The sequence below is a fragment of the Carnobacterium divergens DSM 20623 genome, from assembly GCF_000744255.1.
GTDB lineage: Bacteria > Bacillota > Bacilli > Lactobacillales > Carnobacteriaceae > Carnobacterium > Carnobacterium divergens.
Genome location: NZ_JQLO01000001.1, coordinates 82754 through 97783 on the forward strand (window position 1 = coordinate 82754; position 15030 = coordinate 97783).

Annotated in this window: 12 protein-coding genes; 9 read left to right on the forward strand and 3 right to left on the reverse strand. The window is 35.8% G+C overall.

The window, feature by feature from the left end:
- Position 1: 1 nt before the first annotated feature.
- Together BR52_RS00415 and BR52_RS00420 are read right to left on the reverse strand one after the other, a co-directional pair.
- A complete protein-coding gene (locus BR52_RS00415; protein ID WP_034568229.1) occupies positions 2–2635 on the reverse strand; it encodes a cation-translocating P-type ATPase in 2634 nt (877 codons plus the stop codon).
- Between the two features lie 279 nt (positions 2636–2914).
- The gene (locus BR52_RS00420) at positions 2915–3670 is read right to left on the reverse strand and encodes an exodeoxyribonuclease III (protein WP_034568230.1); all 756 of its coding nucleotides are present in this window, start codon (positions 3668–3670) and stop codon (positions 2915–2917) included.
- A gap of 182 nt (positions 3671–3852) precedes the next feature.
- Between BR52_RS00420 and BR52_RS00425 the strand changes: the two genes are divergently transcribed.
- Positions 3853–4770: a Gfo/Idh/MocA family protein gene (locus BR52_RS00425; RefSeq protein ID WP_034568231.1), complete on the forward strand. Its 918-nt coding sequence runs from the start codon at positions 3853–3855 to the stop codon at positions 4768–4770.
- Between the two features lie 50 nt (positions 4771–4820).
- On the opposite strand, the gene BR52_RS00430 is transcribed toward BR52_RS00425, so the two are convergent.
- On the reverse strand, positions 4821–5390 hold the full coding sequence (locus BR52_RS00430) for a YdcF family protein (RefSeq protein WP_034568232.1): 570 nt from the start codon (positions 5388–5390) through the stop codon (positions 4821–4823).
- Between the two features lie 190 nt (positions 5391–5580).
- Between BR52_RS00430 and murB the strand changes: the two genes are divergently transcribed.
- From murB to BR52_RS00470, 8 genes are all read left to right on the forward strand, one after another.
- Positions 5581–6489: a UDP-N-acetylmuramate dehydrogenase gene (gene murB, locus BR52_RS00435; protein WP_034568233.1), complete on the forward strand. Its 909-nt coding sequence runs from the start codon at positions 5581–5583 to the stop codon at positions 6487–6489.
- Between the two features lie 197 nt (positions 6490–6686).
- A complete protein-coding gene (locus BR52_RS00440; RefSeq protein ID WP_034568234.1) occupies positions 6687–7544 on the forward strand; it encodes an SAM hydrolase/SAM-dependent halogenase family protein in 858 nt (285 codons plus the stop codon).
- A gap of 21 nt (positions 7545–7565) precedes the next feature.
- Entirely contained in the window at positions 7566–8117 is a 552-nt protein-coding gene (locus BR52_RS00445) for an ECF-type riboflavin transporter substrate-binding protein (RefSeq protein ID WP_034568235.1), read from the forward strand.
- Between the two features lie 106 nt (positions 8118–8223).
- The gene (locus tag BR52_RS00450) at positions 8224–9933 is read left to right on the forward strand and encodes an ABC transporter ATP-binding protein (protein WP_034568236.1); all 1710 of its coding nucleotides are present in this window, start codon (positions 8224–8226) and stop codon (positions 9931–9933) included.
- The gene (locus BR52_RS00455) at positions 9930–10763 is read left to right on the forward strand and encodes an energy-coupling factor transporter transmembrane component T family protein (protein ID WP_034568237.1); all 834 of its coding nucleotides are present in this window, start codon (positions 9930–9932) and stop codon (positions 10761–10763) included. The genes BR52_RS00450 and BR52_RS00455 overlap by 4 nt, the downstream gene beginning before the upstream one ends.
- A gap of 257 nt (positions 10764–11020) precedes the next feature.
- The gene (locus tag BR52_RS00460; protein ID WP_034568238.1) at positions 11021–13126 is read left to right on the forward strand and encodes a cation:proton antiporter; all 2106 of its coding nucleotides are present in this window, start codon (positions 11021–11023) and stop codon (positions 13124–13126) included.
- A gap of 230 nt (positions 13127–13356) precedes the next feature.
- A complete protein-coding gene (locus tag BR52_RS00465; protein ID WP_034568240.1) occupies positions 13357–13899 on the forward strand; it encodes a helix-turn-helix domain-containing protein in 543 nt (180 codons plus the stop codon).
- Positions 13900–13926: 27 nt separating this feature from the next.
- Positions 13927–15021, forward strand: a complete 1095-nt coding sequence (locus tag BR52_RS00470) for an ABC transporter ATP-binding protein (protein WP_034568241.1) — start codon at positions 13927–13929, stop codon at positions 15019–15021.
- The last annotated feature ends 9 nt before the right edge of the window (positions 15022–15030 follow it).

Here is a 15030-nt window from a genome sequence, read left to right on the forward strand (position 1 = left end):
TTTATTTAAGTTTATTTGTAATGATTTTTGTAATTTCCATTAAAATGACAGCTCCAAGTGCAAGACCAGCAGCAACAAGCCATTGATCCCAACCAAAGTTCGCTGGAATAGAGAAGATTTCACGAACACCTGGTAAGACAGTAAAGGCGTAAAGTACCGAACAAACCCCAACTGCTAATAAAACATATTTGTTACTGAAGAAACCAGCACCAAAAGCTGTTTGAGTATTTGAACGTGCTGCAAAAGTTTGTAACGTTCTTGCTAAAATCAAGGTTGTAAAGGCCATTGCGATACTCATTTCATTGGAATAACTTAGTCCAATGTATTGTGAAATAATCACGGCAATCCCAATCAAGATTCCACGATAAAGGACAGATTTTAAGGTGTCACCAGCAAAGATGCCTTCATTTACATCTCTTGGCTTACGGTCCATTACGTCAGGCTCAGCTTTTTCCATTCCTAGTGCAATTGCAGGTAAGGAATCATTTACTAAGTTAATAAATAGAAGTTGAAGAGCAGTAAACGGGTTCACCCAATCCATTACTAAAGCCGCAATGATTGCAATAATTGCCCCTAAGTTTCCTGCGAATAGATAGGCAATGGCTTTTTTGATGTTATCAAAGACATTTCGTCCAACTTCAACAGCACTGATAATTGAAACAAAGTTATCATCTGTTAACACCATTGCTGCAGCGTCCTTAGCAACGTCTGTTCCACTACCCATTGCAATTCCGATGTCTGCTTGTTTTAAAGCAGGAGCGTCGTTTACACCATCACCAGTCATTGCAGTGATATTGCCTTTTTTCTGCCAAGCACGAACAATTCTTATTTTATTTTCAGGAGAAACACGGGCATAGACAGAAATTTTTTCTAATTTAGCATCCAATTCATCATCAGATAAAGCATCTAATTCTTGACCTGTTAAGGCGATATCATCCTCTGCCATTAAACCAATTTCACGTCCAATTGCTTTAGCAGTCGTTTTATGGTCACCTGTAATCATAACGGTGTGGATACCGGCTTTATTCGCTTCGTCAATCGCTGCATAAACGGCTTCACGAGGAGGATCAATCATTGCCGTAATCCCAACTAAGATTAAGTCGTGTTCGGCATCTGCATCTAAAGTATTGTCTTTGCTGAACGGTTTGTAAGCATAAGCTAAGACACGCAACGCACGATTTGAAAATTCTTCATTTTGTGTTGAAAAACGAGTTAATAATTCATCTGTCAAAGGCACCACTTCGCCGTCTAATAAGACACTAGTACAACGATTAAAGACCACGTCAGGTCCACCTTTAGTCAATAAAACGCGTTCGTTGTCAATCGTATGAATAGTGGACATCAATTTACGATCTGAATCAAAAGGCAATTCATCTTCACGAGGGAATTTTGAACGTAAGTTTTGGTAAGGTAAATTCAATTTATTGCTGTATGCAATTAAGGCTACCTCTGTGGGGTCTCCAATTTCTTGACCTTCTTCACTGATACCAGAGTCATTACATAAAACCGCAATTTCGATTAAACGATTTTCTGAAATAGACCACGAAGTAGGATCAGCGTTGAAATCACCTGTTTGACCATTTGGTAAATAATAATCTACGACAGTCATTTTATTTTGAGTTAGGGTTCCTGTTTTATCTGTACAAATGACACTAGTTGAGCCTAATGTTTCAACAGCAGGTAACTTACGAATAATCGCATGTTTTTTTGCCATTTTATTAGTACCGACTGAAAGAACAATTGTAACAATTGATTGCAATGCTTCAGGAATTGCTGCAACAGCTACGGCAACAGCAAACATAAAGGCATGGATGATTTCAGTTGTTAAATCTTTTGGCTCACCAAGATAAATACGAACAGCTTGGATGGCAAAAATCAAAACACATAAAACTAAAATTCCAACCCCTAATTTTTTACTAAAAGCATCTAATTTAACTTGTAGAGGAGTAGCTTTATTACTAGCGCTATCAAGCAGACTTGCAACTTTACCAATCTCGGTATTATTAGCAGTACCGGTTACAACGAAAAGTCCACGACCATAAACGACCATTGAACCACTATAAACCATATTAAAGCGGTCGCCTAATGGCACTTCACCTTCAATTGTTTTAGTGTCTTTTTCGACGGGAACAGATTCACCTGTCAGCATGCCTTCATCCACACGCAAAGAACCGGATTCTAACAAGCGACCGTCTGCAGGTACATAATCGCCAGCATCTAGAAGAACAATATCACCAACTACGATTTCTCTAGCAGGAATAACTTCTTTAACGCCATTACGTACGACTTTTGCAAGAGGAGCGGACAGTTGTTTTAAAGCATCTAGTGAACCTTCAGCTTTCTTTGTTTGAATCACACTTACAATTGAATTAACCATCAGTACTGCAAAAATAATCAAAGACTCCATTACATCTCCAAGTGCCATTTGAATGACTGCTACAATTAGTAAGACAATTACCATTGCATCCTTGAAAGTACCTAGAAATAATTTTAAAGCAGAATCGGTTGTTTTAGTTTTTAGTTCATTGAAACCATCTTTTTCTTGACGTTTTTTAACCGCGCTGTTTTGTAGTCCGTCAATAGAACTAGTTAGATCTTTTAATATTTTTTCCTCATCTTGTTGATAAAATGACAAATGGGACACCCTTTCAAAAATAATATTTTGGTTTGTACTGATAAATAAAAAGCTTACCTAAAAACATCAAGTTAATCGAAAAATAATCCAAACAATTAGTTTCTAATTATCAATCGTATTATTTTTACCGCATAAGAAATACTATCATATAAAAGCAGTAGAAACAAGCTATATTCCTTAGTTAATAAGGAATATCTTACAGATAAAGAATAGGTTAATTGATTAAAAATAAACGATGTTTATAAAAATAAGATTCGAGAGGGTTCTCAAATCTTATTTCTATAAGTTGATTTCCAATTCAACTGGGCAATGATCGCTGCCTAAAATGTCATTGTGGATTTTTGCTGAAATTAATTGAGCTTTTAATTTTTCAGAGACACAGAAATAATCGATGCGCCATCCGGCGTTGTTTGCCCTTGCATTGAAGCGATAGCTCCACCAAGAATAAGCGCCCTCTAGATCTGGATAAAAATAACGGAATGTGTCAATAAATCCTTCGTTTAAAAAATCAGTGAATTTTTGACGTTCTTCATCAGAAAATCCAGCATTTTTTCGATTGGTTTTCCAATTTTTTAAATCAATATTTTCGTGGGCTACATTTAAATCGCCACACATAATAACGGGTTTGTCTTGATTTAAGGTTAATAAGTATGCTAAAAAGTCTTCTTCCCACGTCATGCGATAATCTAAACGTTTGAGTTCGTTTTGTGAATTAGGCGTATAGACAGTTACAACATAATAGTCAGAATAACGCAGTGTGATAACGCGGCCCTCTTGATCATGCTCTTCTTTTCCTAAGCCGTAAAAAACTTCTAAAGGTTCATGTTTGGTGAAAATGGCAGTTCCTGAATAGCCTTTTTTAACCGCATAGTTCCAATATTGGAAATAGCCTGGTAAGTCCAAATCAATTTGTCCTTCTTGAAGTTTTGTTTCTTGTAAGCAGAAAAAATCGGCATCAAGTGTATTAAAAATATCAACAAAGCCTTTTTTGACTACAGCACGTAACCCGTTGACGTTCCATGAAATCAATTTCATTTTGGCACCTCTTTTATATAGTAATAAGTTTATTGTATTTAAAGAGAGAAAAGAATGCAAAGTAATAATGGAGCTCCAACAAACAAAATTAATGTCACATGAATTAATTCTATTATTGTTTCACTAAATAATTTGGTAGAATAAAGAGAACGGTAGTATAGTTAGAAATGAGGATGAAAAAAATGAAAAAAATAGGTGTAATTGGATTAGGTGGAATTGCTCAGAAGGCTTATTTACCAGTAATGATGACGATGAGTGATGAAGTCGATTGGCATTTTTATACACGAAATCAAGAAAAATTAGCAAAAATTGGCAAACAGTACCGTGTGGAGAAGCTTTATTCAACCATTGAACAGCTGATTGAAAGTGGTATTACAATGGCATTTGTTCATACGGCTACCGAAACCCACGGTCAAATAATCAAACAATTACTAGAAAATAAGATTCATGTGTATGTGGATAAACCGATTAGTGAGAACCTTGAAGAAGTAAAAGAATTGATGGAATTAGCTTCTGAAAAAAAAGTGCAATTAGTAACAGGTTTTAATCGTCGCTTTGCGCCAATGATTCAAAAACTAAAAGCCGTACCAGAAAAAAATATGCTCTTTATTCAAAAGAACAAAACGAACAGTCAAACAAAAGTGCAACGAGGAATTTATGATATGTTTATCCATGTGTTAGATACAGCCGTTTATTTATTAGATGAACCGATTTTAAAAACATCGTATCATTTGAAAACAGAAGGAGAGTATCTCAAAAATTGTGTAATGGAAATCATTACTGAAAATTCAATTTGCATAGCCTCTATGAACTACATGTCGGGAGCGAATACAGAAACAGCTGAAGTGATGTCAACTGTTGGTGGAACCCATCGAGTGGTTAATTTAACGGAATATGAAGGCAATCAGAATGGTGAAAAAACGATAATTGAATTTGGCGATTGGGAAACAACTTTGGAAAAAAGAGGATTTGCTCCAATTATTCGTAAATTTATTGAAGGAGTTGAAACGGGTGAAGCAGCTGTGTCAATGGATTCAGCGTTAACTAGTCATCAACTGTGTCAAAAAATTGTGAATGGAGAAATTAAACATACGTTATAAACCTGTAAAAGCCTTTATGATTTCGCTCTAAAAAGAAATCATGGAGGCTTTTACCAATCCTTCAAAATCCCATAAGGCAATGCTAAAAATTCACGACAATAGCTTTTAAAGGTAGCAGAGCTAGTTGATTTTGCAGGCAGTCCGCTAGCATTGATACCTGCACGCTTAGCCAACATCAACGCGCGGTACATGTGGAAATCACTTGTTACGATTACAACATGATTTGAATGGAGCCATTTTTTTGAATTAGCGATATTTTCTTCTGTGCGTGTTGAGCGGTCTTCTTTTTGAATACGTTTTTCGTCAATACCATGAGCAATTAAATACTGCTCCATCACGTTTGCTTCGGTATCTGATTCATCAGGTCCTTGTCCACCGCTGACAATAACTTTAGTAGTGGGGTTTTCTTTTAAATAGGGAAGACTAGCATCTAATCTTTCTTGTAGCACTTTGCTTGGTACTGCTGGATTTCCTCGAACTTGTGCACCTAAAATAAGCATGGTTTCTATATTTTTTTCGGGTATTTTTCTTGTTCCTGAAAAAATTAAACTTCCTATTATTATTAAAATTACTAGTAATAGAGGGATTCCAAAAAGAAAGATTTTTTTTATCCATTTCATTATTTCCACCTACTTATCTGTTTTTCTCTATAGTTTAACAAATAAATTTAAAGAAAAACATAAGATATTTTAATTTAGACTAAAAGGTTTCCTTTTCTAAAGAATTACAAAGAAATGGTAGAGATTCTTTTCAAAGCAGAAGCAAAATGGTACTATTATATGGATGAAACTAAGAGTGGAGAGGTAAATCATGTCAATTAAACAAATAAAAAAACAATTTCCCAATGTGACGATGAAAGAAAATGAACCTTTAGCCAATTACACGTATACTGAAACCGGCGGACCAGCTGATTTACTTATTTTCCCAAAGACTGAAAAAGAAGTGGTAGAGCTTGTGACGTGGATCAAGGAATTTGATTTGCCTTTAACAGTACTTGGTAATGCTAGCAATTTGATTGTAAAAGACGGTGGGATTCGTGGAGTCGTGATGATTTTGACGGACATGAAAGCTATTGTTGTGGAAGGCAATCGAGTCATTGCTCAAAGTGGTGCTAAGTTAATCGATACTTCCTATGCTGGTCTAAAAGCAAGTTTAACGGGTTTGGAATTTGCATGTGGCATTCCAGGTAGTATTGGTGGAGCGGTATTTATGAATGCAGGAGCTTATGAAGGTGAAGTTAGTGAAGTGCTAGAAAGCGCGCTTGTTTTAACATCTGAAGGTGAAGTAAAGCGATTATCGAATCAAGAATTAGAGTTTAGCTATCGCCACAGCGCGCTACAAGCAAATGGCAGTATTATTTTAGAAGCCGTTTTTGCTTTGAAAAAAGGCGATCATGAAATGATTCAAAAACGAATGGAAGAATTGACGTTTTTACGTGAATCGAAGCAACCGTTAGAATACCCATCTTGCGGGAGTGTTTTTAAACGACCAACAGGCTATTTTACTGGAAAATTGATTCAAGAAGCAGGATTACAAGGTAAGATTTGGGGGGGCGCTCAAATTTCTGAAAAACATGCAGGTTTTATTGTGAATATTAATCAAGCAACGGCTACTGATTATATTGAATTGATTGCTCATATCCAAGAAGTCATTTTAAAAAATGCTGGTGTTGAATTGGAGACCGAAGTTCGAATTATCGGGGAAGATCCAATTGTATAATGACCGAACTAGAAGTGCTACTATTGAATGATGGGGCCTTCTTTTTTTTGAGCTCATTAAAATGAAGATTTGAATGACTATTAGTTGACTATTTAAAGCGACAACTTTAAAATGAAATAGATTAGAAAAAAATGAAAAAAATCTAATAATCATAAACACTTAAACTAGTTATTAAGTATAAATGGGGGATGACAATAATGGGGAAATATTTAGTATTGCAAACAGATTTTGGTTTAGGCGATGGAGCCGTTAGTGCGATGTATGGTGTAGCGCATATGGTAAGTGATGAAGTGGTTGTGGAGAATTTAACCCATGATATTCCACCTTACGATATTTGGGTGGCTTCTTATCGATTGTATCAAACCGTACAATATTGGCCAAAGGGAACAGTTTTTGTTTCAGTTGTAGATCCTGGAGTTGGCAGTGATCGTAGAAGTATTGTGTGTAAAACGGAATCAGGTCACTATATCATCACGCCAGATAATGGTTCATTAACACATATTAAGCACTATCAAGGGTTAGCAGAAGTACGTCGAATTGATGAATTAACCAGCCGTTTGCCTCATTCTGAGGAAAGTCATACTTTCCACGGTCGGGATATTTATGCCTATAACGGTGCACGATTAGCGAGTGGTGAAATCAATTTTGAAGATTTAGGTGAAGTAGTGGAGCCAGAAACGTTGCAACAGTTAGAATTAGTAGATGCAAATGAAGCAAAAGGGATTTTAACAGGTAGCATCGATGTATTGGATATTCGTTTTGGTTCTTTATGGACGAATATTCCATTAGCGCTATTTAAAGAAGCTGGAATTGTCCATGGCGATTCAATTCAAGTGTCTATTTTTCATGAAGGCAACCAAGTGTATCAAAATATTATGATGTTTGCTAAATCATTTGCAGATGTTCATATTGGGGAACCGCTCGTTTATGTTAATTCATTAGTAAATATGGGTGTAGCTGTTAATCAAGATTCATTTTCACGCTTGTATCACATTGGAACCGGGTCTTCTTGGACGATTCAATTGCGTAAGGCACCAAAAGTAATTTTTGACTAAAAGAAAATTGGAGGAAAAGAAATGAAAAAAGAATTATCAGTAAAAACCATTGTAGCAATTGGAATCGGTTCGGCATTATTTGTTATTTTAGGTCGTTTTGCAGTGATTCCAACAGGTATTCCAAATACAAACTTAGAAACAACCTATCCATTTTTAGCGTTGATGGCAGTTTTATTTGGTCCGATTGCAGGTGGTTTGATTGGTTTGATTGGTCATACACTTAAGGATTTCACAACGTATGGTGGAGCTTGGTGGAGTTGGATTGTGTGTTCAGGAATTATTGGCGTGATTTATGGTCTTGCAGGAAGTAAAATTAGACTGGCAGCAGGTGAATTTGGAAAGAAAGAAATATTCCGCTTTAATGTGTATCAAGTAATTGGGAATATTATTGTTTGGGCAGGAATTGCACCCGTTTTAGATATTTTAATATACAGTGAACCGGCGAATAAAGTCTTTGCACAAGGCGTCTTAGCGAGTGTTTTGAATATTATTTCAGTGGGAATCATAGGCACGCTAATGATGGTTGTATATGCTGCTACTCGTACGAAAAAAGGGAGTTTGAAAAAAGACTAGTATTAGTGGTAAAATCTAATTGTGAAGCTGAGTGGAAAACAAGCCCTCAGTTTTTTTAATATTAATAGGTACTTAAATTTATAAATAATGGAAGTGGAGAATTAAAATGAAGAAACCATTGATCACATTTGAAAACTTTACGTTCCAATACCATAGTCAATCAGAGCCGACTTTATATGATCTTGATTTAACCATTTATGAAGGGGAAAAAGTCTTGGTTGTTGGGCCAAGTGGTTCAGGAAAGTCAACTTTTGCTCAATGCATAAATGGGTTGATTCCGAATATGTATGAAGGAACAATAAACGGTTCCGTAATGGTAAATGGAAAAAATTTAAAAGATAGCAGTGTTGTAGACTTGTCTTTTGATGTAGGAACGGTTTTGCAAGATCCAGATGGTCAATTCATTGGGCTGACGGTGGCTGAAGATATTGCCTTTTCTTTGGAAAATGATGCAGTCTCACAAAGTTCAATGAAGCAAGTTGTTCAAAAATGGTCAAAAGTAGTGGAGATTTCATCACATTTAGACAGCCGACCACAAGATTTATCGGGAGGCCAAAAACAGCGAGTGTCGATGGCTGGGGTATTAGTAGATGAAGTGCCAATTTTATTATTTGACGAGCCGCTAGCTAATTTAGATCCAGCTGCTGGAAAGCAAGCAATTGAATTAATCGACCAAATTCATCAAGAATCGAAGACAACTGTTTTAATTATTGAGCATCGTTTAGAAGATGTGTTGTATTGTGATGTTGACCGTATTTTGGTTTTTTCAGAAGGACGAATCATTTCAGATTGTGGGCCAGATGAACTGCTACGCACAGATATTTTAACGGAAACGGGAATTCGCGAGCCATTATATGTCACTGCTATGAAATACGCTGGAGTTGATTTAGAAGCATTGCCAGATTTAGCGAATTTAAAAAAATTACACAGTCCGTATTTGAAAGAGGAAATGGAACAGTGGTTGAATGCAATCCCTGAAATTCGTATTCCAAAGCATGAAACGCCGTTATTGACGTTAGAAGATCTTTCGTATCGTTATCGTAAAGACAAGCCCTTTGTGTTAGATGACGTTTCAGTGACGTTTAATAAGGGAGAGATGTTAAGTATTGTTGGGAAAAATGGTGCGGGTAAATCAACGCTATCGAAGGCTATTTGTGGATTTATCAAGCCAAGTTTTAAGGAGATGCGTTGGGAAGGGACTGATTTTTCAACATTGTCTATTAAGGAGCGAGCAGATCATATTGGGTATGTGATGCAGAATCCAAATCAAATGATTTCTAAGACGATGATTTTTGATGAGGTAGCGTTAGGTCTAGTATTGCGAGGCGTTTCAGAAGAAGAAATTAAAAAACGAGTTGAAAAAGTTTTAAAAATTTGTGGACTGTATTCTTACCGGAATTGGCCTATTTCAGCGTTGAGTTTTGGACAAAAAAAACGCGTGACGATTGCAGCTATTTTAGTATTAAATCCAGAAATGATTATTTTGGATGAACCGACAGCGGGACAAGATTTTAAACATTACACAGAGATGATGACATTTTTAGAAAAGCTTAATCGGCTAGGTGTAAGTGTTGTGATGATCACTCATGACATGCATTTGATGTTAGAATATACCAATCGTGCGCTAGTTGTAGCAGATGGAGAAATTTTAGCAGATACAGAGTCCGTTAATGTTTTGACAGATCAAGAATTAATTAAAAAGGCATCGTTAAAAGAAACCACTTTATTTACTTTTGCTAAAGTTCTTGGAATGGCGGATCCATTTAGTTTTACGAAGAAATTTATAGCTTATGATCGTGAGGTGCGTCTAAAATGAGTGACCAACAAATTTTAGGATATATTCCAGAGAACACACCTATTCACCGCTTAAATGGTGCGTCTAAATTAATTTGTTTAATTTTACTTTCAGTTGCTTGTATGACGACCTTTGATACGCGTTTTTTAATTTTTATGAGTCTATTTTCGTTAGCTTTATTTAAGGTGTCACATATTAAATGGCGTCAAATCTCTTTTGTTTTAAAATTTATTTTCTTTTTTTCATTGTTGAATATTGTGGCAGTTTACCTGTTTTCACCAGAATATGGAGTCGATTTATATGGATCTAGAACGGTTTTGGTTGAAGGTATTGGGAGGTATACGATTACAAGTGAGCAATTATTTTATGAATTTAATCTGATTTTGAAATACTTCTGTACGATTCCGTTGGCACTGATTTTCTTATTAACTACGAATCCAAGTGAATTTGCTTCAAGCTTGAATCGAATTGGGATTAGTTATAAGATCAGCTATGCTGTGGCGTTAGCGATGCGTTATATTCCAGATATCCAAGAAGATTTTTATAGCATTTCTCAAGCACAGCAAGCAAGAGGGTTTGAGATGTCAAAAAAAGGGCGTTTGCTCTCTAGAATCAAAGGGATTGCACGAATTATTTTGCCGTTGATTTTTTCAAGTCTGGATCGGATTGAAGTTATTAGCACAGCAATGGAATTGAGGCGTTTTGGTAAGAATAAAAAACGTACGTGGTATGCGGAAAGGCCCTATCAAAAGATGGATTATTTTGTAGTAATTGTTGCAATTGTTATTTCAATCATAAGTTTTAGCCTGTTTTATGTAAATGGCAGTCGATTTTATAATCCGTTTCATTGAAAAAATTGTGAAGCTTGTCTTCACGATTTTTTTCTTTTTAATGGTCGTTAATTAAAGAAATTCTCATAAAAATACCATTGAAAAATGAAGTTCCTTTTATAACGAAAAAAAAGAAAGAATAAAATAGCTTGATATAAAAGGAAAGCAGAGGATGAAATTCAATTTTTTTCGAACTTTATAAAAACAATCCTGTATTTTTATGCTATAATTTACACTAGTGATTAAAATAAAAAACTTATAAGGAAGTGAATAGACCTTTGCCAATTTTAGAAGGAGCCATTATTTTATTTGTCCTAGTTGTGGTGTCTAATATTATCAGCCATTACATTGTTTCAATTCCAACAGCCCTAATTCAAGTCGCATTAGGCTTGATGGCCGCATTATTTTTTGGAATTCAAATTGAACTGGAGACAAGTTGGTTTATGCTCTTGTTTGTTGCCCCACTTCTATATAATGACGGAAGGCACTATCCTAAACGGGATTTATGGAAATTAAGAATCCCTATTTTTGGGAATTCAATTCTTTTAGTTTTTCTAACGACAATTGTTGGTGGGTATATTATTACTGCCATGACTGATAATAAAATTCCATTGGCGGCAGCGTTTGCCTTAGCTGCTATTTTATCGCCAACCGATCCAGTAGCGGTAAACGGGATTGCAGAGCAAGTAAAACTTCCAACTGGAATTTTGCGCCTTGTTCGTGGAGAAAGTTTAGTTAATGATGCCAGTGGTTTGATTGCCTTTAAATATGCAATTGCAGCAACTGTGACAGGTGCGTTTTCTTTAAAAGAAGCTACGCTTGATTTTTTCTATATGGCAATTGTGGGAATGATTCTTGGGATTGTTCTAGAGCTTTTGCTGTATGCGTTGAAAAATTGGTTAAGCAGCCAAGGGATTAAAGACGTTGTCTTGCATACCTTGATTCAAATCTTAACCCCATTTATGATTTACTTAATTGTTGAAGATTTATTCCACGCATCAGGTGTTATTGCAGTAGTAGCCGCAGGTGTTGTGGCGAATAACAAGCAAGTGTTAGTAGAAAATCGAATGGCTGAAGTTCGAATTGTAACGGAGCGGACATGGGACGTGATTATTTACTTGTTAAATGGATTGGTGTTCTTGATTCTTGGAATCGAGCTGCCATTTGCCATGCGTTCAGCTTTAAAGAACCCATTGATGGGAAATTTTCTGCTAGTAGAATATGTAATCATTCTTTGGTTAGTGATTTTGATTTTAAGAATTTTATGGACGTACAGTTACATGTGGTTTGATTTTTCATTTGGGAAACACAAAAAAGAAGTGAAACCAAGTTTTAAAATTGCGTTGATGTCAGGTTTGACAGGAGTTCGTGGTGCTGTGACAATGGCCGGTATTTTATCTGTCCCATATGTATTGAACTCTGGTGAGGCTTTCCCTGGCAGAGCAATTATGTTATTTTTAGCATCTGGCGTAATTGTAGCAACCTTGATTGCCGCAACAGTTGCATTGCCTTTCTTAACAAAATCGAAACGCCGTTTAGTGACTTCAGGGGATGAACTAGCTGATTATCCTGAAGAGGAAACAGATAGCTCTGCAGATGATGATTTAAAGGAAGCGCAAGCTAGAATTCATATTATGCAAGTTGCGATTCGTACGATTGAACAAGAAAGTCGGCCGGAAAATCGAATGGCCTCCTATGATTTAATTCATGAGTACAACCATATGATCCGTCGCTTACAAATGGAGTACAACAGCCAAGAAACGATTACTCGCTTTTTAAAAGATGAGGTGAGTATTCGCTTAATTGCAATTGCAGCAGAAGTTGAAAAAGTGAAGGAACTAAAAGAGAATGGGTCAGTTGATAAAGAAACAGCTGAACAATATTTACAAGTTCTTGCTAGACGTCAAAACGGTTTAAATAGTGATATTGGTTCGCGTTTAAATCACGGTTGGATTTTATTGAAACGAACCTACCGTAAAAGTTTACGTGGTCTTTTAAGACTAAAAAAAGGAGCCTCGTATCAAGAGCAGTATCGTAAACGCCTTGCTTTAGAAAAAGAAGCGGCTAAAAGTGCGATACGTAAACTATCAGAGTACATGAAAAAAGAATTGAAAAAAGATGGGAAGGTGGATAAGACCATCGCTTACCATTTGATTGTTGAATACCGTAATAAAATTGAACGGATCAAACGCTTTGGTGAAGATTATTCAGAAGAATATGAAAAACAATTGCAAGAGTTGCGTTTAAAAGCTTTAAATTCAGAAAGAACCGACATCCAAAAAATGTTTGAGAATGGTGAAATCAGCCGTGAATTAGCGAATTTATTGCGCCGTTTTGTAAACTATACAGAAAGCTCGGTCATGGATATTGGAAATGAAGAGTAACTGTTATTTTATTAAATGAAACTATTCAGAAAAGAACCCAAAAATAATTGATTTTTTTCAATTATTTTTGGGTTTTTTTCTTGTTTTTTTAGAAAAACGCGTTATAATATATAAGGTTTAAGTAAACTTAATACTTAGTATAAGTAAACAATTGTCGTTTGAAGTTTAGTAAAAGTAAACTTCAAACTAAACAGATTCAAGAAAACCAATGGAACTAAAGGAGAATTTTAATGGAAATTGGCAAGCGAATCAAAAATTTACGAATTCAAAAAAATTTAACGCAAGAAGAACTGGGAGAACGAACTGATTTAAGTAAAGGATATATCTCTCAATTAGAGCGAGATTTAAGCTCACCATCAATGGAGACTTTTTTTGATATTTTAGAAGTGTTAGGATGCAGTCCTAAAGACTTTTTTGAAGAAGGACAAAAAGAACAACGTGTGGTTTATTCAGCAGAGGAAATGACGGATTTTGAAGATGAAGAAAAGGGTTATCAAATGAAATGGCTCGTTCCTGAATCAAATGAAAATGAAATGGAACCTGTGTTGCTTACGTTTAAAGAATCAGGAGAGTTTAAAAAATTTGCGCCCTCTCTTTCAGAAACGTTTGGGTATGTAACGAAAGGCGCGATTTGTATTGAAATAGGCTTGAAACGTTATTATGCGAAAAAAGGCGAATCGATTTATTTTCATGGTACAAAAGAACATCAATTAAAAAATGATTTTAATGGCGAAAGCCAGCTGTTACTTGTGGTAACGAACTCTTACTTATAATGAAATCACCTAAAGGAGTTATTTAAAATGACAAAAAATTCAATTATCGCATTTGAACATGTGGTGAAGCAATACGACGAGGATGAGCCGGTTTTAAAGCAAATTGATTTTGAAATTGAACGTGGCAAATTTTATACCTTATTAGGACCATCTGGTTGTGGGAAAACAACGATTTTAAAATTGATTGCAGGGTTTATTGAAGCCTCAGAAGGAACGATTTTGTTAGATGGAAAAAAGGTTAACGATGTTCCAGCAAACAAGCGAAAAGTAAATACGGTTTTCCAAGACTACGCGTTATTTCCTCATATGAATGTCTTTGAAAATATCGCTTTTGGGCTAACGATTAAAAAAATGGATAAGACTTTGATTAAAGAGAAAGTAAAAGATGTACTAAAAATGGTTCAATTATCTGGTTATGAAAATCGTGGGATTAGTGAAATGTCAGGTGGTCAACGTCAGCGAGTAGCCATTGCACGAGCGTTAGTAAACGAACCAGAGGTCCTTTTATTAGATGAACCTTTATCAGCGTTAGATTTAAAGTTGAGAACAGAAATGCAATATGAATTAAGAGCACTGCAACGTCGTTTAGGAATTACATTTGTATTTGTGACCCATGATCAAGAAGAAGCCTTGGCGATGAGCGATGAGATTTTTGTAATGAACAAAGGGGAAATTATTCAAAGTGGAACGCCAGTGGATATTTATGACGAACCGATTAATCGCTTTGTTGCGAATTTTATTGGCGAAAGCAATATTGTAAAAGGTCATATGGTTGCTGATTACGAAGTGAAATTTGTCGGACATACCTTTGAATGTGTGGATGCAGGGATGAGAGATAATGAAGCCGTTGAGATCGTGATTCGCCCAGAAGATTTAGCCATTACATCAGTTGAAAAAGGCAAGCTGGCTGCAACCGTTGATACACAATTGTTCCGCGGCGTTCACTATGAAATTATTTGTCATGATAGCGAAGCCAATGAGTGGGTGGTTCATTCGACTAAAAAAGCAACAATTGGAGCAAAAGTTGGCTTGTTTTTTGAAGCAGAGGACATTCATGTTATGCGCTTTAATGAGACAGAAGAAGAATTTGATGCACGTTTAGAAAGTTACGAGGAAGATTAAGGAGGGGTG

Excerpts from the sequence above, each read along its gene's own strand:
- BR52_RS00465 (WP_034568240.1), top strand. The coding sequence starts at position 13,357 with ATGGAAATTGGCAAGCGAATCAAAAATTTACGAATTCAAAAAAATTTA.
- BR52_RS00425 (WP_034568231.1), top strand. The coding sequence starts at position 3,853 with ATGAAAAAAATAGGTGTAATTGGATTAGGTGGAATTGCTCAGAAGGCT.
- BR52_RS00445 (WP_034568235.1), top strand. The coding sequence starts at position 7,566 with ATGAAAAAAGAATTATCAGTAAAAACCATTGTAGCAATTGGAATCGGT.
- BR52_RS00420 (WP_034568230.1), bottom strand. The coding sequence starts at position 3,670 with ATGAAATTGATTTCATGGAACGTCAACGGGTTACGTGCTGTAGTCAAA.
- BR52_RS00450 (WP_034568236.1), top strand. The coding sequence starts at position 8,224 with ATGAAGAAACCATTGATCACATTTGAAAACTTTACGTTCCAATACCAT.
- murB (WP_034568233.1), top strand. The coding sequence starts at position 5,581 with ATGTCAATTAAACAAATAAAAAAACAATTTCCCAATGTGACGATGAAA.
- BR52_RS00455 (WP_034568237.1), top strand. The coding sequence starts at position 9,930 with ATGAGTGACCAACAAATTTTAGGATATATTCCAGAGAACACACCTATT.
- BR52_RS00440 (WP_034568234.1), top strand. The coding sequence starts at position 6,687 with ATGGGGAAATATTTAGTATTGCAAACAGATTTTGGTTTAGGCGATGGA.
- BR52_RS00470 (WP_034568241.1), top strand. The coding sequence starts at position 13,927 with ATGACAAAAAATTCAATTATCGCATTTGAACATGTGGTGAAGCAATAC.
- BR52_RS00430 (WP_034568232.1), bottom strand. The coding sequence starts at position 5,390 with ATGAAATGGATAAAAAAAATCTTTCTTTTTGGAATCCCTCTATTACTA.